General features: G+C 55.9%; 25 protein-coding genes and 1 tRNA gene. 22 read left to right on the top strand and 4 right to left on the bottom strand.

The genetic code is table 11. From position 1 onward, the window contains the following. Positions 1-19 precede the first annotated feature (19 nt). The 3 genes from tatA to tatC are packed head-to-tail and all read left to right on the top strand — an operon-like array spanning position 20 to position 1,552. Complete coding sequence (gene tatA / locus KBF66_RS04995) at positions 20-259, top strand: Sec-independent protein translocase subunit TatA (protein WP_296653231.1); 240 nt, start codon at positions 20-22, stop codon at positions 257-259. A 31-nt stretch (positions 260-290) separates the two neighbouring features. Continuing rightward, positions 291-761 carry a Sec-independent protein translocase protein TatB gene (gene tatB / locus KBF66_RS04990; protein ID WP_296653229.1) on the top strand — a complete coding sequence of 157 codons (471 nt, stop codon included), beginning with the start codon at positions 291-293 and terminating at the stop codon, positions 759-761. Further along, positions 758-1,552, top strand: coding sequence for a twin-arginine translocase subunit TatC (tatC, locus tag KBF66_RS04985; protein WP_296653226.1), 795 nt, complete (start codon positions 758-760; stop codon positions 1,550-1,552). Before tatB ends, tatC begins: the two co-directional genes overlap by 4 nt. Before the next feature lie 9 nt (positions 1,553-1,561). Here the strand turns inward: tatC and KBF66_RS04980 are convergent, their stop codons facing one another. After that, positions 1,562-2,704, bottom strand: a complete 1,143-nt coding sequence (locus tag KBF66_RS04980; protein WP_296653223.1) for a trypsin-like peptidase domain-containing protein — start codon at positions 2,702-2,704, stop codon at positions 1,562-1,564. Positions 2,705-2,783: 79 nt separating this feature from the next. On the opposite strand from KBF66_RS04980, the gene KBF66_RS04975 reads away from it, so the two are divergent. From KBF66_RS04975 to pdxA, 3 genes are all read left to right on the top strand, one after another. Continuing rightward, positions 2,784-3,146, top strand: a complete 363-nt coding sequence (locus KBF66_RS04975; RefSeq protein WP_296653221.1) for a hypothetical protein — start codon at positions 2,784-2,786, stop codon at positions 3,144-3,146. Between the two features lie 65 nt (positions 3,147-3,211). After that, positions 3,212-3,967 (top strand): Nif3-like dinuclear metal center hexameric protein, encoded by a 756-nt coding sequence (locus KBF66_RS04970; protein WP_296653216.1) that lies wholly within the window; start codon positions 3,212-3,214, stop codon positions 3,965-3,967. A gap of 24 nt (positions 3,968-3,991) precedes the next feature. Next, positions 3,992-5,035, top strand: coding sequence for a 4-hydroxythreonine-4-phosphate dehydrogenase PdxA (gene pdxA / locus KBF66_RS04965; RefSeq protein WP_296653213.1), 1,044 nt, complete (start codon positions 3,992-3,994; stop codon positions 5,033-5,035). 55 nt (positions 5,036-5,090) lie between these two features. Here pdxA and mscL read toward each other — a convergent pair whose 3' ends face one another. Next, complete coding sequence (gene mscL / locus KBF66_RS04960; protein ID WP_296653210.1) at positions 5,091-5,522, bottom strand: large conductance mechanosensitive channel protein MscL; 432 nt, start codon at positions 5,520-5,522, stop codon at positions 5,091-5,093. A gap of 190 nt (positions 5,523-5,712) precedes the next feature. On the opposite strand from mscL, the gene petA reads away from it, so the two are divergent. The 14 genes from petA (at position 5,713) to KBF66_RS04890 (ending at position 16,078) form a co-directional block, all read left to right on the top strand. Then, on the top strand, positions 5,713-6,327 hold the full coding sequence (gene petA / locus KBF66_RS04955) for a ubiquinol-cytochrome c reductase iron-sulfur subunit (RefSeq protein ID WP_296653207.1): 615 nt from the start codon (positions 5,713-5,715) through the stop codon (positions 6,325-6,327). 11 nt (positions 6,328-6,338) lie between these two features. Then, positions 6,339-7,739: a cytochrome bc complex cytochrome b subunit gene (locus tag KBF66_RS04950; RefSeq protein ID WP_296653205.1), complete on the top strand. Its 1,401-nt coding sequence runs from the start codon at positions 6,339-6,341 to the stop codon at positions 7,737-7,739. A gap of 15 nt (positions 7,740-7,754) precedes the next feature. Continuing rightward, positions 7,755-8,444: a cytochrome c1 gene (locus KBF66_RS04945; protein WP_296653201.1), complete on the top strand. Its 690-nt coding sequence runs from the start codon at positions 7,755-7,757 to the stop codon at positions 8,442-8,444. Positions 8,445-8,546: 102 nt separating this feature from the next. Beyond that, positions 8,547-9,158, top strand: a complete 612-nt coding sequence (locus KBF66_RS04940) for a glutathione S-transferase N-terminal domain-containing protein (protein WP_296653199.1) — start codon at positions 8,547-8,549, stop codon at positions 9,156-9,158. A 12-nt stretch (positions 9,159-9,170) separates the two neighbouring features. Next, positions 9,171-9,698: a ClpXP protease specificity-enhancing factor gene (locus KBF66_RS04935; protein ID WP_296653196.1), complete on the top strand. Its 528-nt coding sequence runs from the start codon at positions 9,171-9,173 to the stop codon at positions 9,696-9,698. Between the two features lie 43 nt (positions 9,699-9,741). Next, a tRNA-Thr gene (locus KBF66_RS04930) sits at positions 9,742-9,817 on the top strand. A 227-nt stretch (positions 9,818-10,044) separates the two neighbouring features. Then, the gene (locus tag KBF66_RS04925; RefSeq protein ID WP_296653194.1) at positions 10,045-11,280 is read left to right on the top strand and encodes an integrase arm-type DNA-binding domain-containing protein; all 1,236 of its coding nucleotides are present in this window, start codon (positions 10,045-10,047) and stop codon (positions 11,278-11,280) included. A gap of 105 nt (positions 11,281-11,385) precedes the next feature. Further along, positions 11,386-11,976 (top strand): hypothetical protein, encoded by a 591-nt coding sequence (locus KBF66_RS04920; protein WP_296653191.1) that lies wholly within the window; start codon positions 11,386-11,388, stop codon positions 11,974-11,976. Between the two features lie 138 nt (positions 11,977-12,114). Further along, on the top strand, positions 12,115-12,363 hold the full coding sequence (locus KBF66_RS04915; protein ID WP_296653188.1) for a hypothetical protein: 249 nt from the start codon (positions 12,115-12,117) through the stop codon (positions 12,361-12,363). A 15-nt stretch (positions 12,364-12,378) separates the two neighbouring features. Next, positions 12,379-12,645, top strand: a complete 267-nt coding sequence (locus KBF66_RS04910; protein WP_296653184.1) for a hypothetical protein — start codon at positions 12,379-12,381, stop codon at positions 12,643-12,645. Further along, positions 12,642-13,565, top strand: a complete 924-nt coding sequence (locus tag KBF66_RS04905; protein ID WP_296653179.1) for a hypothetical protein — start codon at positions 12,642-12,644, stop codon at positions 13,563-13,565. Before KBF66_RS04910 ends, KBF66_RS04905 begins: the two co-directional genes overlap by 4 nt. Further along, positions 13,562-13,996: a DNA primase gene (locus KBF66_RS04900; RefSeq protein ID WP_296653176.1), complete on the top strand. Its 435-nt coding sequence runs from the start codon at positions 13,562-13,564 to the stop codon at positions 13,994-13,996. The genes KBF66_RS04905 and KBF66_RS04900 overlap by 4 nt, the downstream gene beginning before the upstream one ends. Beyond that, positions 13,989-15,587: a DUF3987 domain-containing protein gene (locus KBF66_RS04895; protein ID WP_296653172.1), complete on the top strand. Its 1,599-nt coding sequence runs from the start codon at positions 13,989-13,991 to the stop codon at positions 15,585-15,587. Before KBF66_RS04900 ends, KBF66_RS04895 begins: the two co-directional genes overlap by 8 nt. Next, entirely contained in the window at positions 15,587-16,078 is a 492-nt protein-coding gene (locus KBF66_RS04890; protein WP_296653171.1) for a hypothetical protein, read from the top strand. The genes KBF66_RS04895 and KBF66_RS04890 overlap by 1 nt, the downstream gene beginning before the upstream one ends. Positions 16,079-16,798: 720 nt before the next feature. Here the strand turns inward: KBF66_RS04890 and KBF66_RS04885 are convergent. After that, positions 16,799-18,148, bottom strand: a complete 1,350-nt coding sequence (locus KBF66_RS04885; protein ID WP_296653167.1) for a chloride channel protein — start codon at positions 18,146-18,148, stop codon at positions 16,799-16,801. 113 nt (positions 18,149-18,261) lie between these two features. On the opposite strand from KBF66_RS04885, the gene KBF66_RS04880 reads away from it, so the two are divergent. Next, the gene (locus tag KBF66_RS04880) at positions 18,262-19,008 is read left to right on the top strand and encodes a dihydrodipicolinate reductase C-terminal domain-containing protein (protein ID WP_296653163.1); all 747 of its coding nucleotides are present in this window, start codon (positions 18,262-18,264) and stop codon (positions 19,006-19,008) included. Between the two features lie 105 nt (positions 19,009-19,113). Next, positions 19,114-19,635 carry a MarR family winged helix-turn-helix transcriptional regulator gene (locus tag KBF66_RS04875; protein ID WP_365732527.1) on the top strand — a complete coding sequence of 174 codons (522 nt, stop codon included), beginning with the start codon at positions 19,114-19,116 and terminating at the stop codon, positions 19,633-19,635. A gap of 42 nt (positions 19,636-19,677) precedes the next feature. Here the strand turns inward: KBF66_RS04875 and KBF66_RS04870 are convergent, their stop codons facing one another. Further along, positions 19,678-20,460: an amino acid ABC transporter ATP-binding protein gene (locus KBF66_RS04870; protein ID WP_296653160.1), complete on the bottom strand. Its 783-nt coding sequence runs from the start codon at positions 20,458-20,460 to the stop codon at positions 19,678-19,680. Between the last annotated feature and the right edge of the window lie 113 nt (positions 20,461-20,573).

The raw sequence follows: 20,573 nt of genomic DNA, 5'->3' as shown, positions 1-20,573 counted from the left end.
AATTCCTTAGGAGATTGCAATGGGTTCGTTTTCGATTTGGCATTGGTTAATCGTTTTGTTGATTGTGGTGATGGTGTTCGGCACCAAAAAGCTCAAGAACATCGGCAGCGACCTTGGTGGCGCGGTCAAGGGTTTCAAGGATGGTATGAAGGACGGCGGTACTGCTGCTGATGAGAAGGCGGTTGCGCCGTCGCAGGTGACCAGTGCTGCCAGTGTCGACAAAACCACGATCGACGTCGAAGCCAAACAGAAATCCTGACGCCTTCGGGCGTTAAATCGGTAAGGCGTGCATGATTGATCTGGGGATTTCCAAGCTGGCCCTGATTGGGGCGGTCGCGCTGGTGGTGATTGGCCCGGAAAAGTTGCCGCGGGTGGCGCGCACCGTGGGTACTTTGCTGGGTAAAGCCCAACGTTACATCGCCGACGTCAAAGCCGAGGTCAATCGATCCATGGAGCTTGATGAGCTCAAAAAAATGAAAGACACGGTGGAAAGTGCCGCGCGCGATGTCGGCCAGTCGATTCAGACCGGTGCGGATGATTTCGAAAAGTCCTGGGCGGACGCCACCGGGGTGGCGATTGCGAGCAGCGCTGAACTGACGGAACCACCGTCGACACCAGCGTATCAGCATCCGAAAAAGAAGTGGCGTATCAAGCAGGCCGCCATGCCCAACTGGTACAAGGCGCGTGCGGGTGTGCGCAAACATGCCCAGTCGGGTGCGGCCAGAGTGAAGCGCTTTCGTCCCATTGGATTTCAAGGATGACCGATTCCTCCAAAAAAGACGACGAGCTGGCGGGCTCTGAGCAACCCTTTGTTCAGCATCTGGTCGAGTTGCGTGACCGTCTGGTCAAGGCCACATTGGCCATTGTGGTGGTGGCGATCGCGCTGGCGGCCTACCCGGGGCCAGCGGCTTTGTACGACTATCTTGCGGCACCCTTGGTGGCGCATCTGCCCGCTGGCTCCACCATGATCGCCACCTCGGTCATCTCTCCTTTCATGGTGCCGCTCAAGGTGCTGCTGATGGCCGCGTTCCTGATCGCATTGCCGGCAGTGCTGTATCAAATCTGGGCGTTTGTGGCACCGGGCCTGTATTCACACGAAAAAAAGCTGGTGTTGCCCTTGGTGTTTTCCAGCACGGTGCTGTTTTTCGTCGGGGTGGCGTTTTGTTACTTCTTTGTGTTCGGCCGGGTGTTTGCCTTTATCCAGAGTTTCGCCCCCAAGAGCATCACAGCTTCGCCTGACATCGAGGCGTATCTGAGTTTTGTGTTGTCGATGTTCCTGGCCTTTGGCCTGGCCTTTGAGGTGCCCGTGGTGGTGGTGGTGCTGGCCCGCATGGGCATCTTCAGCATCGAAAAACTCAAGGAATTTCGCGGCTATTTTGTGGTTCTGGCGTTCATCATCGCTGCGATCGTGACGCCGCCGGATGTGGTGTCACAGCTGGCATTGGCGATTCCGATGTGCCTGTTATACGAGGTGGGCATTTGGGCCGCACAGCTGTTTATCCGGCATACCAAAAAACCCGACGATGAAGCGGCGGCCTCTTCATCCTCTTAGTACCAGGCCTTACTGAGCACGCTGGCGCGGCTTGGGTCGCACGCCAGGCGCGATCTGCAAGCTGACTTTCCCCGCACCACGTTGCACCTCAAAGCTCGCCGCGGCGCCTGGTTTGAGTGCGGCGACGGCGCTCAGCAGCTCTGCCACGTTGTGCACCGCAGAACCCGACACTGAACTGACCACGTCGCCAGGTTTCAAGCCGCCTTTGGCTGCCGGGCCATTCTGCAACACCCCAGTGATGATCACGCCCTGGCTGGCCTCCACACCAAAGGTCTGGGCCAGTTCCGGCGTCAATTCATTGGGCTCCACGCCGATCCAGCCGCGCGTGACCTGGCCGTCTTTCACGATGCCGTCCAGCACAATGCGTGCTGTTGACACCGGGATGGCAAATCCAATGCCCATGCTGCCGCCGGAGCGCGAGTAAATGGCGGTGTTGATGCCCAGCAAATTGCCGGACGTGTCGACCAGGGCCCCACCTGAATTACCCGGGTTGATGGCCGCATCGGTTTGAATGAAATTCTCAAACGTGTTGATGCCCAATTGGTTGCGCCCCAGCGCGCTGACAATACCACTGGTCACGGTCTGGCCGACCCCAAATGGATTTCCAATGGCCAAAACCTGGTCACCCACTTGCAGGCTGTTGGAGTTGCCCATCACCATCACCGGAAGTCGGTCCAGATCAATCTTCAGTACGGCCAGATCTGACTCAGGGTCGGTCCCGATCACCTTGGCACGGGCCCGCCGGCTGTCGTTGAGGATGACCTCGATCTCGTCGGCGCTTTCCACCACATGGTTATTGGTCAGGATGTAACCGTCGGCACTCACAATGACCCCACTGCCCAGACCGACCTGGGGTTGGTCCTCTTGTTCACCGAAGAAAAACCTGAACCAGGGATCACTGCTGTGCGGGCTTTGCCGCGCATTTTTACTGGTGTTGATGCTGACCACCGCAGACGATGATTTTTGCGCAGCCAGCCGGAAACTGCCCACCGGCACGCTGCCCGGTGTCGGCGCAGCCGCTTCCAGCAGCGCCACCGTGCCATGGCTTCGGCCGGCCTGGTGCATCCATTCGGGTTTGAGTGTCGCCACCACAAAATAGGCCGCCAGCAGGACCGTGACGGATTGAGAAAACAGCAGCCAGAAACGTTTCATGGACAATGGCACAGGCGATATGAGCGCTGTGAAAGGGTTGATTACTTGACTTAAATTGTAGGTCTGTCGCCTGATTTCAATGTCCGAGCATTCACTGATCATCCATATTCATCCTGAGGCGCCGGCCAAACCGGCGCTCGGTGCGACCTGCAATGGTTGTGGTGTGTGCTGCCTGATCGAGCCCTGCCCACTGGGGATGGTGCTGACGGGGCAGCGCCGTGGTGCCTGTCAGGTGCTGCAGTGGCAGCCACAATGGCAGCGATACCAGTGTGGGGCCATCATGACGCCTGACCTGATTTTGCAGCAACGCCTGCCCGCGGTCCTGCTCTGGCTGGCACCGGGGCTGCACTGGGTGTTGCGCCGATGGGCCCGGCGCTGGGTGGCCGCAGGCGTGGGGTGCGATTGTGCCGCGAATGTTTCGGCAACAGAAAAGCCGGGCTGAGCGGCCAATAGTGCTTGGGGGTGGCGTACTATCATGGTGCACTGATTTCGCGATTCAACTGATTCATGACTTCCCGCCAAGAACTCTTGCAGGCCTTCGACACGCTGCTTCAACCCGAGAATTTCAAGGACTATGGTCCTAACGGTCTTCAGGTCGAGGGCCGCGAAGCGATTGGGCGCGTGGTTTCAGGCGTCACCGCCAGTCGTGCACTGATTGAAGCCGCCATTGCGACCCAGGCAGATGCCATTTTGGTGCATCACGGCTTGTTCTGGCGCGGGCAAGATGGCCGGGTGAACGGCTGGATGAAACAGCGCCTGGCGTTGCTGCTGGGGCATGACATCAACCTGTTTGCCTACCATTTGCCGCTGGATGCGCACCCGGAGTTGGGCAACAACGCGCAGCTGGGGCAAAAACTCGGGCTGCTGCCGCAAGGCCGGTTTGGCGATCAGGCGCTCGGGATGCTGGGTGTGCATGAGTCAGGTACTTTCGCCGGCGCTGGCGCTTTGGCGTCGCATCTGGAGCGGCAGCTGAATCGGCCCATCACGATGGTCGATCCCGGCCCCAGCCGAATTGACAAGATCGCCTGGTGCAGCGGCGGTGCACAAAGCTACTTTGAAGCTGCCATCTCGGCGGGCGCCGACGCGTTCATCACCGGGGAGATCTCCGAACCTCAGGCCCATCTGGCGTGGGAAAGCGGGGTTGCCTACTTTGCTTGCGGACACCATGCGACGGAACGTTTTGGCGCACCGGCGGTGGCGGGCCGGGTGGCGCAGCAACTCGGTCTGAGTCACACGTTCATTGATATTGACAACCCGGCTTGATCCGGTTCACGCGAGGCACTCTTCATGCAACGTCCTATTGCCATCACGCTCGGCGACCCGGCTGGTATTGGCCCGGAGATCATCGTGAAGGCTTTTCGCGATGCGCCAAGTCTGACGGCTGGTTGCTGCGTGGTGGGTGATCTGGCCACCGTGCGCCGTGCGGTCCAGGTGGTTGCAGGCAGCGCCGTGCCAGTGCCGGTGGCGGCGGTGAACACGCTTCAGGCCGCGCTGGATTGCCCGCCGCGTTGTGTTCCGGTACTGCAGCTTCCGTTCGGCGCCGCGCCGCTGGTGCCGTTCGGTCAGGTGTCAGCGCAAGCCGGTCGCATGGCCGGCGACTGTGTGGTCTGGGCCGCCAATGCGGTGCTGCGTGGTGAGGCTACTGCCGTGGTGACGGCACCCCTGAACAAGGCGGCGTTGTCATTGGCAGGGCAACCCTATCACCGCTACCCGGGGCATACCGAGTTGCTGCAGGCGCTGGCCATGGCGCACACCGGCAAGACTCTGAGCGAATTGCCGGTACGCATGATGCTGGCCAACGATGCGCTGCGGGTGGTATTGGTCAGCATTCATGTTTCGTTGCGTCAGGCCATCGACGCCGTCACCTTTGACAATGTGCTACAGAGCCTGCTGATCACCCACCGGGCGTTAGCCAACATTTTGGGGCGTTCACCCCGCATCGGTGTGGCAGCGCTCAACCCTCACGCCGGAGAAGATGGCCTGTTTGGCGACGAGGAGCAGCGCTACATCGCCCCCGCCATTGCGGCCGCGCGACAGCAGGGTGTGATGGCCAGCGATGCGCAGCCACCCGACACCGTGTTCATGCGAGCGCGCGCCAAAGGCGATGTGCCGGGTGAGTTCGACGTAGTGCTGGCCATGTACCACGATCAGGGCTTGATCCCGGTGAAATACCTGGGTGTTGAAAATGGCGTCAATGTGACGCTGGGTTTGCCACTGGTTCGCACCAGCCCTGACCACGGCACTGCATTTGACATTGCCGGCACCGGTCAGGCCGATGCGTCCAGCCTGATCGAGGCGATCCGCATGGCACGGCAACTGTTAAAAAACTAGATCAAACTGCCTTAAGCGCTTGATTCATGAGCGCTTTAAGCTATAAAAAATAGTGTCACTTCTTCAGGCTATCCCGAATCTCGCGCAACAGGACCACGTCCTCAGGCGTCGGAGCTGGCTCGGGTGCAGGTGCTGCCGGGGCTTCTTTTTTCAGACGGTTGATTTGTTTGACCATCATGAAAATAATGAACGCCAAAATTGCAAAGTTGACCGCAACGGTGACGAAGTTTCCATAGGCAAAAACCGGAACGCCGGCCTTTTTCAGATCTGCCAGCGTGGCACCGGTTCCAGCCGGAATCTGACCCAGCACCACAAACAGGTTGGAAAAATCGAGCTTGCCAAAAACCGCACCCACCACCGGCATGATCAGGTCACCCACGACTGAATCCACAATCTTGCCGAAAGCGCCGCCAATGATCACGCCGACGGCAAGGTCCATCACGTTGCCCTTGACCGCAAATTCCTTGAATTCAGACATCATGCTCATGGTTAGCCTTTAAATAGTTTTGAACGAAGTGCCGAATATAAATGATCCTTGCAGGCTCAGGTAACATCAGCCGGGCTGCATATACTTGAGCCTCAGGCTTTGATGGAGGGAGCGCCGTCATTTGGCTGCAAGTTGCTCAGTTACAATCAAAAGCTGTTAAGTGTTGTGGTCTTTATCATTGAGGATTTCCATGAGTGAAGCTATCGCCGTAAGCAATCTGAATGACGCGAGCAAGCGGACATGGCTGATTGCATCCGGCTGCGCTGGTGCCGTTGGTGGTGTCGCCGCAGTTGTTCCCTTTGTCAGTTCCTTCCTTCCTTCCGAGAAGGCCAAGGCAGCAGGCGCAGCCGTTGAGGCTGACATCTCAGCTTTGGCACCGGGTGAGAAGTTAACGGTGGAATGGCGTGGCAAGCCTGTCTGGGTGGTGCGCCGCACACCGGAGCAGTTGGCTGCGTTGCCCAAACACAACGACCAACTGGCCGACCCCAAGTCTGAACGCAAGCCTGCTGAACAGGCCCCTGAATACGCACGCAACGAAGTTCGCTCACGCAAGCCCGAGTTTCTGGTGGTCGTCGGCATTTGCACCCATTTGGGTTGTTCTCCGTCTGACAAGTTCAAGCCGGGGCCACAACCTTCGTTGCCTGATGACTGGGACGGAGGTTTTTTCTGCCCCTGTCACGGTTCCACCTTCGATCTGGCGGGGCGTGTCTATAAAAACAAGCCCGCACCGGACAATCTCGAAGTGCCCCCGCATATGTACCTCTCAGACACCAAGTTGCTCATTGGTGACGACAAGAAAGCCTAAGGACGAACGACATGGCTGAATTTCACGAAATCTCCCCCAACGCCCCGCTGGGCGACAAGGCACTCAACTGGGTTGACAACCGTTTTCCCTTGTCCAAGCTCTTCAAAGAGCACATGAGTGAGTATTACGCACCGAAGAACTTCAACTTTTGGTACATCTTTGGCTCTTTGTCGCTGCTGGTGCTGGTGATCCAGATCGTCACCGGCATCTTTCTGGTGATGCATTACAAGCCGGATGCAGCAGTGGCGTTTGCGTCAGTTGAGTACATCATGCGCGATGTACCCTGGGGCTGGCTGATTCGCTACATGCACTCCACCGGCGCGTCAGCGTTTTTTGTGGTGGTGTATCTGCACATGTTCCGTGGCCTGATGTATGGCAGCTACCGTAAGCCGCGTGAGCTGATCTGGCTGTTTGGCTGTGGCATCTTCCTGGCCTTGATGGCGGAGGCCTTTATGGGCTACCTGCTGCCCTGGGGGCAGATGAGCTATTGGGGCGCGCAGGTGATCGTTAACCTGTTCTCTGCCATTCCTTTCATCGGCCCGGACCTGGCGCTGCTGATTCGTGGCGACTTTGTGGTGGGTGATGCCACCCTGAACCGCTTCTTCAGCTTCCACGTGATCGCTGTGCCGCTGGTGCTGCTCGGTCTGGTGGTGGCGCACATCATTGCCTTGCATGAGGTGGGCTCCAACAACCCCGACGGCGTTGAGATCAAAGCAACCAAAGATGCCAAAGGTATCCCGCTGGACGGCATTCCGTTCCATCCGTACTACTCGGTGCATGACGTGTTCGGCGTTAGCGTGTTCCTGTTTGTGTTCAGCGCGGTGGTGTTTTTTGCCCCGGAGATGGGTGGCTACTTTCTGGAGTACAACAATTTCATTCCGGCTGACCCGTTCCAGACACCGTTGCACATCGCACCGGTCTGGTATTTCACGCCGTTCTACACACTGCTGCGCGCTGTGACCAGCGAGATGATGTATGTGCTGATAGCCTGTGTGATCTTGGGTGCGGTGCTGGCAGTTGCCAAAATCAAGATGCCAGTCCTCTTCAAGGGTGCGATCGTGGGCGGTGCGCTGGTCATTTCAGCCATGATGATGGCCATTGATGCCAAATTCTGGGGCGTGGTCGCCATGGGTGGCGGTGTGGTGATCCTGTTCTTCCTGCCCTGGCTGGACAACAGCCCGGTCAAGTCCATTCGTTACCGTCCGAACTGGCACAAGGTTCTCTACGCTGTTTTCGTCATCAACTTTTTTGTCATCGGCTACCTTGGCACGCAACCGGTGTCTGACATTGCCGGGCGCATTTCCCAGGCCGGTACGCTTTTCTACTTTGGCTTTTTTATTCTGATGCCATGGTGGAGCCGTCTTGGGACGTTTAAAACTGTGCCCAGTCGCGTCACTTTCACGGCGCATTGAGCAGGAGAACAAAACATGAATACCATGGGTCTCACAAAAAAAGTTATTCTTAGTTTGATGTGTGTTCTGGGTTTGGCCGCAACGGTGCACGCCAATGTTGCTGGACCCGCGTGGGATAAGGCGCCGGACAAGATCAAGGACATGGCGGCATTGCAAAGCGGTGCCAAGACGTTTGTCAATTACTGTCTGAATTGCCATTCAGCAGCGTTCATGCGTTACAACCGTCTGCAGGACATCGGTTTGACCCCCGAGCAGATCAAGGACAACCTGCTGGTCACCAACGCCAAGTTGGGTGAGACCATGATTGCAGCCATTGACCCCAAACAGGCCAAGGCGTGGTTTGGCGTGAATCCGCCTGACCTGACCGTGATTGCGCGTTCGCGCGCAGGCGCTGGTGGTACCGGTACCGACTACCTGTATTCTTATATGCGGGGTTTTTACCGTGACGAGACCAAGCCCACGGGCTGGAACAATCATGTTTTCCCGAATGTGGCGATGCCCCACGTCCTTTGGGAATTGCAAGGAAGCCTGACTCCGGCCCAATACGATCAGACCATTGGTGACTTGGTCAACTACCTGCAGTGGATGGCAGAGCCTGCCCAGACCACACGCAAGAACATCGGTCTGTGGGTTCTGGCGTTTTTGGCCATATTGACATTTCTGACCTGGCGGCTCAATGCCGTTTACTGGAAAGACATCAAGTAGTTGGCGATCATCGATCTGCGCGCCCTTAGGGTGATGCGCAGATTCTTCAGAGTGGGATGCCTGACAGCTCCCGCTCTTTTATTTTTTTAGGAGCCTGCAACCATGATGGTGCTTTATTCAGGAACAACCTGTCCTTTTTCCCACCGTTGCCGTTTTGTCTTGTTTGAGAAGGGCATGGATTTTGAAATTCGGGACGTTGACCTTTACAACAAGCCCGAAGACATCAGTGTGATGAATCCGTATGGGCAAGTGCCGATTCTGGTCGAGCGTGATTTGATTCTTTATGAGTCCAACATCATCAACGAGTACATCGATGAGCGTTTTCCGCATCCCCAACTCATGCCGGGCGACCCGGTGGACCGGGCACGTGTGCGCTTGTTCTTGCTCAATTTCGAGAAAGAACTGTTTGTCCATGTGTCGATTCTGGAGTCTCGCACCGCCAAATCCAATGAAAAGGCGCTGGAGAAGGCCCGCGCTCACATCCGTGATCGGCTAACCCAACTGGCACCGGTGTTTCTCAAGAACAAGTTCATGCTTGGCGACGGGTTTTCGATGCTCGATGTGGCAATTGCGCCTTTGTTGTGGCGTTTGGACTACTACGGCATTGAACTTAGCAAGAATGCGGCACCGTTGCTCAAGTATGCTGAGCGAATCTTCTCGCGTCCGGCCTATATTGAGGCGCTCACCCCGTCTGAGAAAGTGATGCGCAAGTAAGCGCCGGTCACTATGGCAGCCAAACAAGAGGATGAACCCAGCTCCACACGGCCCTACCTGATCCGGGCGTTGCACGAATGGTGCAGTGACAATGGGTTGACTCCCTATGTCACGGTGGCGGTTGACGGATCTGTTCAGGTCCCGCTGGAATACGTCAAGAACGACGAGATCGTGCTCAATATCGGGATGGATGCGACCACCGCTTTGCGCATGGGCAACGATTACCTTGAGTTCAAAGCGCGGTTTTCCGGCGCGGTGCGGGAAATCATCGTGCCGATGGAGCAGGTTATCGCGATCTTTGCGCGTGAAAACGGCCAGGGTATGGCGTTCCCCAAACCGGATCGCCCTGCTCTGACGCGTCCTGGCAGCACATCAGCCGCTCGACCCGCCGTCAAGCTCGCAGATGTGGCGGCCAAAGCCCAGGCAAAGGAACAGTTGCCGAAAGAAGTTGCCGACTCGGATCAATCGCATGAGCCAGCCGCGCACAAGCCGAAGCCGGTCAAATCGTCTGGCAAACCAACGCTGACCCGCATCAAGTGACCGTGCTGGGGTAGTTTCTGCGTCATGTAGAATTTGGCCCGTTGCCGATTTAGCTCAGTTGGTAGAGCAACCGCCTTGTAAGCGGTAGGTCATCAGTTCGAATCCGATAATCGGCACCAGTCATTCATACAAAGGCCACCAAAGACATACTCTTGGTGGCCTTTTTCATTGGGAAAGCACCTAAATACACTCCAGGGAGATACGGGGAGATACATTGACAGCCGGGACAAATCGGGGGTACAAATGGGGGGAGATTTTGAGTTTTCTTGAAAAAGTGGGGGTACGCACCCCCGTTTCCCAATGAAAAACACTGTTTACACCCCCCTACCGCTGGAGTTGCCCCCTCATGCTGACCGATGCCCAATGCCGCAACGCAAAATGCCCACCTGAACGCAAACAAGCCCGTTTTGCTGATTCTGGCGGCATGTATCTGCAAGTTAGCCCGGCTGGCTCGAAGCGCTGGTTTCTGAAGTACCGTGTGGACGGCAAAGAAAAGCAACTGGCGCTGGGCAGCTACCCGGATGTGACACTGACGGCGGCACGCAAAGCCCGGGATGCGGCCAAGATCCAGAAGGCCGATGGTATCGACCCACTCCAGGCCCGTCAGGTCGAACGGCTCAAGGAATCTGTGGGCAGCGGGGACACCTTGACCGCCACCGCCAGCGATTGGCTGGAACGCGGTAAGCCCAATTGGAGCGAAACCCACTATGTCCGTGAGCGGCGCAACATCACCAAGGACCTGATGCCGTACCTGGGCAAGCGGGTGATTGCCAGCATCAAGCCGATCGAGCTACTGGCGGTGATTCAGAAGGTGGAGGCCCGAGGTAGCCTGGACGTGGCGCACAGGGTCCTGATCACGGCGCACGGCGTGTGGTGCCATGCTGTAGCGACAGGCCGGGCAGAGCGCGATATTTCGCAGGACATTAAGAAAGCCTTGAGGCCGCATATCAAGGAGAACCTGCCAGCCATCATCGACCCGGTGAAGCTGGGTGAACTGCTGCGCGCCAGCGACGCCTATCAGGGTGGGCCAACGGTCCGTGCCGCGCTGAAGTTGGCACCAATCCTGTTCCAGCGGCCGGGCAACCTGCGCACGATGCGGTGGGCTGATGTGGATATGGATAGGGCGCTGTGGTCGATACCCAGCGAGGCTATGAAGCGCACCAAGGCCGAAAAGATCAATGGACAGCCCCATGTAGTCCCGTTGCCGCGACAGGCTGTTGAGGTACTGCGCGACCTGCACAAGCTCACAGGTGAGCGCGAGTTTGTGTTCCCGGGTCTGCGTGACTGGCGCGCCCCAATGTCTGAGGCGGGGGTGAGTGCAGCGCTTGCGGCCATGGGCTACAAAGGCATTCACACCTGGCACGGCTACCGGGCAACAGGGCGCACTATCTTGCGCCAAGTGCTGAAGTACCCCAAGGATGTGATTGAAGCGCAGTTGGCCCACACAGGCCAGATCACGCACGGCGGCGCATACGACAGAACCACGCACCTTGAGGACAGGACGGCAATGCTGCAAGTATGGGCCGACTACTTGGACAAGCTGGCCAAGGGTGGCGACGTGATCAAGTTCAAGGCGGCGTAACAGTTTTTGACCACGCCTAGCCCGAGGCTGATCCCCAAGGGCGAAAAGCAGATTACCCCTGATCTGCCTGGCGCTGGTTCATTTCAGGGCGTGTGGGGGGACGGGATGGCAACACAAAAAGGATTCGGCCTGCGTGGCTTCACAGGCAAGGCAGCACCGATCTTGAACGACACGCAAAGGCGCTACCTGACGGCGGTGCAGGAAGTGGCCCAACGGACAGGGGCACCCGAAGATGCCGCACGGGTTGAGGAGTTCCTGACGGCGGTGACCGATGATTACCGCGCGGAGTTGCACCGGCAATACATGGCCGTGCTGGCGTACCCGCCACCGGTCGATGCCACGGATGACGAGCTTGTGGCGTTCCTTGGCCAAAACCCGTTGGTGACTCAGGTCGAGTTGTTCCGCTTGCTGATCAGAAGCACCATGTCGTTCAGGACGACGTTTGCCGGGCAGAAGCTGCGTAAGCGCAAAGCCGGTGCGCTTGGTGGCCGATCCAACCCGAGGAACGCTGCTGCAACCCAATTGAAAGCATGGGTTGATGCCCAAATGACCGCGCCACTTGAGGCCAGAGAGGGCGGCGCACGCGCTATTGCACGACGATTGGCCAGCCGGTCACCGAAGCATTTCAACGGCAAGTTGGACGATTTACAACGCGTGATCGAAAAGCACCTGAAAGCCAAGTGGATTAAGCAATAGCTGCTATTAAATCAGAGTACCGCTAGTTTGCTAGCGGCACCCCCAAGTGTGCTAAGGGTACCCCAAACACCGCGAAAACTGATCGAATTCCCTCACCCGCCGAAGAGGTTCAGCGGGAAACAAAAAGGAGTTTTGACGATGAAGTTTTTGCGAGCGCCTGGGGTGAAGGACGTGTTTGGCTGGCCTTCCGACACGTCGTTGTATGAAGCGCAAAGGGACGGCACGCTGACGAAGGGCATTCCGATTGGCCTGCGTTCAAAGGGATGGCCTGATTATGAATGTCAAGCTTTGGCAAATGCTCGTGTCGCTGGCTACAACGACGACCAGCTTCGCGCCTTGGTGACCAAGCTGCACGCCCAACGCGCCGAACTGGCCGCAACGATCTAAGGGGAGCACACCACCATGCTCACCATAAGAAAAGCCCCCGAAGCGGCAAACTTCGGAGGCCAGGCGGATGGCACCACCAAGCAAGATTCTGCCAGCCCTGGGCAGATCCCGCAAGATGCTGGAAAAACCGTTGCCACGTTGATGGCCAAACTGGCGCTGGCCGGGCACACGGTCCACAGGTCGCCCGACGGCGGGTTCACTTGCTGCAAATTCGGATTGACACGTTACTGTGCCGACTTCACAGCGATGGTGGCATTCGCAAAGAAAGTTGGTGCAGCATGAATACCACGGCTAAAAAAGCGCCACGCAAGAGCAAAGCCAAATCGACCAACACTCGCGGCAAAGCCAAAAGGACAACCGTCTTTGAGGCGGCGATTCTGGCAATCGTTGCAGAGCGTGCGCCCATCACTGTGCGTGGAGTGGCGTATGCGCTGTTCACCCGTGGGCTAATCGAAAACATGGCCACAAACAACACTCAAAAGGTGTCTCGTGTGATGACGGCTATGCGCGAAATCGGCGCACTTGACTGGACACAGATTGTGGACGGTACACGGGCGGTTGACCGTATCAGCACCTGGAGAAATCCAAGCCAGATTATTGATGCGGCAGTGCGTGGCTATCGCCGCAACTACTGGCAAGACCAACCGACTCTGATCGAAGTCTGGAGCGAAAAATCAACCGTTGCAGGGCTACTTGCGCCAGTGCTAGACGAGTTTGGCGTGACGTTTCGTGTGCAAAAAGGATTTGGTAGTTTTACATCTGTGCGGCAAGCGGCTGAAGATTCGCTCGACGTGCCAGACCATCAAAACCCGATTGTTTTGTATATCGGCGACTTCGATCCGTCCGGCATGTTTATGAGCGAGATTGATCTACCTGCCCGGCTCAAGCGCTACGGCTCGCAGTGGCAATTCCAACGCATCGCGGTACTGAAGTCCGACACCAAAAAATTGCCGTCATTCGACGCATCGACCAAGGCCAGTGACAAGCGTTACGAATGGTTTGTTGAAAACTACGGGCAGACGTGTTGGGAGCTGGACGCTATCGACCCTAACGACTTGCGTCAACGCGTGCGTGAGCAAATTGAGACTAGGCTGAATTTGCCTGCCTGGGAGCACGCGAAGCACATCGAGGCCGTTGAAGTTGAAAGCATGAAGCGTTTCCATCAGGAATGGCAAGCCAATATGCAGCGAGGTGTGAAATGACCCCAATCGAAAATGCACTGAGCCGCCTGGAGAAAGTAAAGAGGCGTCAACCTGGGCAGTGGAGCGCATGTTGCCCAGCTCACGACGACAAAGGCCCGAGCCTATCAGTCAGAGAAACACCTGATGGTGCCGTTCTGATCCACTGCTTTGCTGGATGCACCACTGATGAAGTTGTCGGCGCGATGGGACTTGAGTTAACCGACCTGTTCCCACCGCGTGACAAGCATTCAGGTGCGCCAAAGAAGATAGCAAATCTGCTGACTACGGGGCAGGCACTTGAGCTACTGGCAAATGAAACTTTGCTAGTCGCTGTTGCACTGACCAACTACTTGCACGGTATCACCCTATCACCGCAAGACACCGAGCGACTGCGCCTTGCAGCCGGGCGCATTGGATTGATCCACGAACAGTCCCGGAGGCACTATGCTTGATGACAAGTTACTTCGCGAAGTTGATGAGGCAGCCGCGAATGCGGAGGTTGATCATCACCGCAACGCACCAACGCCTGACCAACGCTGTCTATACGGTTTGATTGGCGACATTGCGGCGGCTGGCAGCCAGGACAACGAAACCAACCCGTTCGCTATTGCTGCCAACGCTATCGCCTTTATGTCAGCATCAATCGGGCGTGGTCCTTACATGGCAATTGGCAACACTTGGCACCACTGCCGTGCATTCACGATGCACATTGGTCGATCTTCGCGTGGGCGAAAAGGTGACGCAATAAGCCTCATTAGCCGCATCCAATACGCTCTACGCGAGCTGGATGAATACGCTGCACCACAAGTGCACCGTGGTGGCTTATCGAGCCGTGAGGGGCTGATTTTCTTGATTCATGATGGTTACAAAGAAGGCAAAACCGAGGTTGATCCAATCCACGATAAGCGCCTTTGGGTTGTCGAGTCAGAGTTTGCCAATGTGCTACATCAGGGAAAGCGTGACGGCAACACATTGTCGCCAGCGCTACGGGATTGTTGGGACGGTGTTTCGCTGAAGCCAGCCACCAAATCAAACCGTCTCTACGCTACTGACCCGCATGTCAATCTGAGCGCGGCAATCACGCCGACTGAGCTTCATTCGCTGATGCAGTCGCGTGAGTTGACCAACGGCTTTGCAAATCGGTTCCTGATGATCTGGGCAGAGCGCACACGCATGGTGCCATTCCCTAGGACCACATCAAAAAACGATGTTCTCGCGTTGGCAAAACGCGTGCAGGATGTTTTGATGTTTTGCAGGTCACCAGAGTTTGCAAACAAGGACCACACGCTAGTAACGCTATCTGACGAGGCAAGGCGACTTTATGACAAGTTGTATCGGACCGAGTTGAACGATACCAGTGCCGGTGAAAGGATCACCGCCCTGATCGAGCGCCGAGCACCAATGCTGCTGCGATTGGCGATGCTATTTGCCTTATGTGATCTGGTAACGGTAGTCGAGCCAAAACACATCGAGGCTGCATTGGCTTGGATTCGGTTTTCTGTTGACTCAATCAAGTTTGTCTTTTCAAGTTCAATTGACGAGGTTGCTGTTTCCGAGACAAACGATATTGCCACCAAGATCGTCAAGTTTTTGGCAGACAACGGAGACGCATCAAGATGGGAGTTGACTGCAAAGTGTTTCAACGGGCATGCAAGCAAGACACGCCTTGACGCAGCACTTGATGAGCTTCTATCGAGCAACCCACCGCGCATAACTGTTCGTGAAGATCGAAGTTCACCCGGTAGACCGACAAAGTTTTATCAACTTACTGGCGCGAAGAATGCGAAGAATGCGAAGAATGAGCATTCATGCGGGTTAGCGCCAGATTTTGGCAATTGCGAAGAAAGCGAAGAAAGCGAAGTAACTGGCAGCGGCGATGAGTTACTAAGCAAACTTCGCATACTTCGCACAGACAAAAAACCGCCGCAAAGCCACGCCAACATTGATTCTTCGCTTACTTCGCATACTTCGCACGGCGATTTAGAAAAAGCAGAGATCGGCATCGTTGGAGATCATTCTTTTGAGCAAATGGAGACTTTCTAATGGACTCTTCAGTAATCGAAAAAATACGCGAGGCTGGATTGAATGTTGGCGTGCTCAACGACGACAAGATCGAAGTTTGGCCGCGTGATCGAATCACCGACGAAATACGGGCGTTGATTCGGGCGCACAAGCCGCAACTGGTTGCCCTGCTCAAAAGTGACCCAACCATCAGGCCGCACGGCTTGAGCAAAAAATTGCTGCTGGCATCAATGGAGTTGGACGCCGAAATATTGGTGGCTGACATCTTGCGAGGATTCAGGCTTAAACGAGCATCCGAGCCAGAGCCACAAATTGCGCCGACTCAGGTCGAGCCGCCACCACCACCCAGGCCGCCAGAAACGAAGCACATTGAGGCTGATTGGCACGCGGCGGCTGAGGCGTACCACAAGCACCACTTTAGCTGCACTGCCTGCAAATCTGCAGGACAAGGTCGCGGGGTGCGCTGTGGCGCTGGGATGGCTCTGTGGGTCGACTACCAAGATCGGTTTTGATCCACGAATCCAAACCCACCACGAAAGCACCTCTATGACCCCCACTCTGACATCGACACCACTTTGCCGATACCCGGACCGCTGGACTATCAACGATGCCGAAAACGCAGTGATCGCAACTGATGATGATCAGAATTTCGTGATCGTGCCTATTGGGAAGATCATGTTGCTGAAGATTGCAAAGAAGTTGTTCGACATTGGCATAACCCGATCTGACAATAGATGACAGGTAACCTTTGGTGAATCCTGACGTTGAAGCAGGCGATGCTGGACGCCCGCAATATCTGGTAGCTGGCATACACGTCCGTCAGCTTTGGGGTGGCCCAGTTCAAACCCGTTCAGGAGTCGTTCGTGGTATTCGGCTTCGTGCCCATAACGGTCGGCCACCGCTTGAGGAAGCAGTCATTCGGACTCGTGCAAGGGATTCAGTAAGCTGACCTGCTTGGTTTAGCGATTCGTGGTTTAAACAGGTGATTGCGGTCAGCGCCACCAGAACCTGGTTGCGCGGGTCAGTGATGTGCCGGTGCCGATCTTGCGCTAACTGGAGGCTTTGCCATCAGTGCCAGCTTTTTTTGTGGAGCAGGCCAACATTCATCTGTCTGCATTGTTCCCAGAATACATTTGCTTGAATATAATTTACGGGTCAGTCTGAATTCAGCAGCGGGCTGGCAACGAGAGACCTTTGGAGCCCTTCGGGGCTCCTTTTTTGCCGAATCGCCTTTATTGACGCTTATCAGCGGGTGTGACGGGGCCCGCCCAGTTTTTCAAACGATGTAACTGCAGTTCAGCCAACGACGAGTACAAGGGCGCACTGATCAGCTTCGACACACCGCTGGCCACCATGGCGGTGGCCATCAGGCTCAACACCAAGGCGTGGCCATCCACCATTTCCATCACGATGATGAAGGCAGTCAGGGGTGCTTGGGTGACGGCTGCCAAGAAACCTGCCATACCAAGAGCGATCAAGGTGGGGGCGTTGGCATAAGATGTCAGTTGCGCTAGGTCATTGCCCAATGCCCCACCAATGGCCAGCGAGGGGGCGAAGATACCGGCAGGTACACCGGCCCATGTAGTCACCCAAGTCGCTACAAATTTCAGGAGCACATACAGGGAAGACGTGTCGCTGTTGTTCTCCAGCATGGCACGGTTGTGCTCATACCCACTGCCAAAGGTGTCGCCATGGCTAACCACCCCAAGAATCGCGACCACAAGTCCACAACCTGCAGCAAACCGTACCGGAAAGCTCTTGCGACACCTGCTAAACCAATCGCTTGAGTTGCCTGAGAGTGACACGATCAACAGCCGCGAGAAGAGTCCACCAGCAACGCCGCTGGTTAACGCCACCAAAATGGCCGGAAAAATCAAGGCAAAGCCAAAATTCTCAATTCGAATCACACCAAAATAGCTCGCATTGCCATAAGCCGATACCCCCATCAGCCCCCCCAGCACGATCGCTACCAGGATCAAACTGTTACTGCGTTGATCTGCCTTTTTGGACAACTCCTCAATGGCAAACATGACACCCCCCAGCGGCGTATTGAAGGCGGCGGCAATGCCTGCGGCGCCCCCGGCGATGAGCAGGCTGTGCTCCGAGATGTGTGCACGTTTGGGTATCCAACGCCGGGCATTGTGCATGACCCCGGCCGCCACCTGAACCGATGGGCCTTCGCGCCCGAGGGACAGTCCGGCCAGCAAGCCCCAGGTTGTCAACAAAATTTTGGCAATTGTCAGTTTGATCGATACATACAACTGGCGCACCGGACCACTGGCCTGAGGGTCAAGTGCTGCCATGACCTGGGGAATACCAGAGCCCGCAGCACCTGGCGCAAACCGCAAGGTTAACCAAACGATGGCGGCGGTAGACAGGGGTGTCCAGAACAGTGGCCCCCACCAATACGACTGCTGAAACCTGAAAAACTGCGCCAGTGCGTGATCCGCAAGCCAGGTAAACACCACCACGGATAGTCCGGCCAAGGCTGCAAACGCAATCACCACACCGCGCCCAGTCCACAGGTGCCAGTCGGAGAGTTCCTTCCTTAGTGCTGCGGGTGTGTGAGGATGTGGCTGCATTTTTTACGGCTGGAAAGGGTCTGGGGTTTTGAAATGCTAGTCAGCTCAAATCATAATACATTGAAACAAATGTATTATTCCACTTGATGAAATAACAAAACGGAGACAACGCGATGATCAAAATTGGACTGATAGGCTTCGGCAAAGCTGGCAGCGCAGTGGCCCAGGTTTTGAGTGCGGATCCGCGTTTTGATCTGCGCTGGATTGCCAAGCGCAGCTCTGTCATCGGAGCCCAAACACTAGCTGACAGTGAGATTCCCATTGTTGGCCTGGATGCTGCTAATTTTTCAGGATGGCTTGACATCCGACCAGTGGATGCCATCGTTGATTTTTCCGCGCCGCAGTCCTTGGCGGTGTATGGCGAGGAGGTAAGGCGGCGAAAACTCATGTTGGTCAGTGCCATCTCGGCCTACGACGCTGAGCAACTCCGTTATGCGCGCAGTTTGGGGCAAGACACCCGCGTTCTTTGTTCGCCCAACATCACACTAGGCATCAACTTCCTGATCATGGCGGCGAAGTTGCTCAGAAACATTGCACCTTTTGCCGACGTTGAAATTCTGGAGCAGCACTTCAAGGAAAAGTCCGAGGTTTCCGGCACTGCCAAAAAAATCGCGGAAAGCCTGGAGTTGGGCTCGGAAAAAATAACCTCTTTGCGACTGGGCGGCATTGTGGGACACCATGAGGTGATCTTTGGTTTTCCGTACCAGACAGTGCGGTTGACCCATGACTCCATCAAACGGGAGGCATTTGGCACTGGAGCTGCTTTTGCCTTGGGTGAATTAGCCCTGCGCGATGTTGGCTTTTATACCTTTGAAGACTTGTTGATGAAAAAACTCAGAGAACAACTGTCGCTCGCCTGATCCGGCGAAAGCGTTTATCGCCGCTTTTTGACGTTGGACTGTCTATCATCGGCATTCCACGTTAAAGTGGAAACCATATATTTAGATACTTACAGCGACCATGTTATGTCGACACCATCACCTGAAACTATCACTAATACCCGACAAAATGAAGGTGCAATGCGGGTGCTGGCACAGTTTAGGCAGGTATTTAGCGCTGTAAGAACCAATTTTCACAAGCTTGAAGAACAAGTCGGTGTGAGCGGAGCACAGCTTTGGGCACTATCGGTGATTCGGGATCAGGTCGGCCTTGGCATCAATGATCTCGCTGCCCGGTTGAATGTACGGCAGCCAACCGCTAGTAATCTGGTAAAAACGTTGTTGAAACGTGGCATGGTCGAAGTCAGCCGCAACGGACTGGACAAGCGCAATGTGCAGCTGTCCATCACAGCGGCGGGCTTGCTGGCAGTCAGCCGAGCGCCAGGGCCCGTGAACGGTGTGTTGCCCCACGCGCTGGCTGACCTGCCCCCGGAAGTGCTGGCACAGTTGGAGCAACACTTGTCGGTGCTGGTGGTCAAACTGCGCGCCGATGAACAGGCGGCGCGCGTTCCGTTAAGTGAACTTGTCAGTGGCCCTTTGCGCTTGTAAAGTTCGCTGCACAACACCAACAAGTCAGGCTACACATCACGTCTATTTGCTGCATGGGAGGAAATGCATGGCTTGACCAGCAAGGTATCTTGCAACAAATTGTCGAGTCGCACTGTGTTTGGGGTGGTCAATGACCTCCCGAGGTGGGCCACTCTCCAGAATCACGCCCTCTCTCATAAAAAATACTTCGTCAGCGACCTCTCGTGCAAATGACATTTCATGGGTCACCAGTATCATCGTCATGCCATCTCGGGCGAGGTTGCGAATCACCGCCAGCACTTCACCAACGAGTTCTGGATCCAGTGCGGAGGTCACCTCGTCAAACAGCATTACTTGTGGTTGCATCGCCAATGCACGGGCAATGGCAACGCGTTGCTTTTGCCCGCCTGATAGCTGTGCCGGATATTGACCGCTTTTGTCTTGCAGACCAACCTTTTCCAATAGCGCCAGCGCCTGCGAACGTGCAAGGTCCTTGCGCGTTCGTAGGACGGTGACTGGACCCTCCATGACATTTTGCAATGTGGTCATATGCGGGAAAAGGTTGAAATGCTGAAACACCATACCCGTATTGGCCCGAAAACGCGCCAATTCTCGGTCATTGGGAAGCCGCGTCGCCGCACCTGCGAACTGAACTTGATGTGTTCCGACACGAATCGCGCCCTTGTCTGGCAAGGTGAGCAAATTGATGCAGCGCAATAAAGTCGATTTGCCCGAGCCTGAAGGGCCAAGCAGGGCGACCACTGAGCCCTTATTCACGCACATGTTGATGTCCTTGAGCACCACATGGTCACCAAAGTGCTTCTTTAAACCGTTGATTTCAATCATGCTGTTCCGTTTCGCGTGCTTCATGTCCAAAGAACCCGCCTACTCCGAGCGTTTGGACTCCAGTCGACGTACCAGCTTGCTGGCGGGCAACAGAATCGCGATGTACATTGCCG

Source organism: Rhodoferax sp., from assembly GCF_018063565.1.
Lineage (GTDB): Bacteria > Pseudomonadota > Gammaproteobacteria > Burkholderiales > Burkholderiaceae_C > Rhodoferax.
This window is presented reverse-complemented; position numbering and strand designations above follow the sequence as displayed.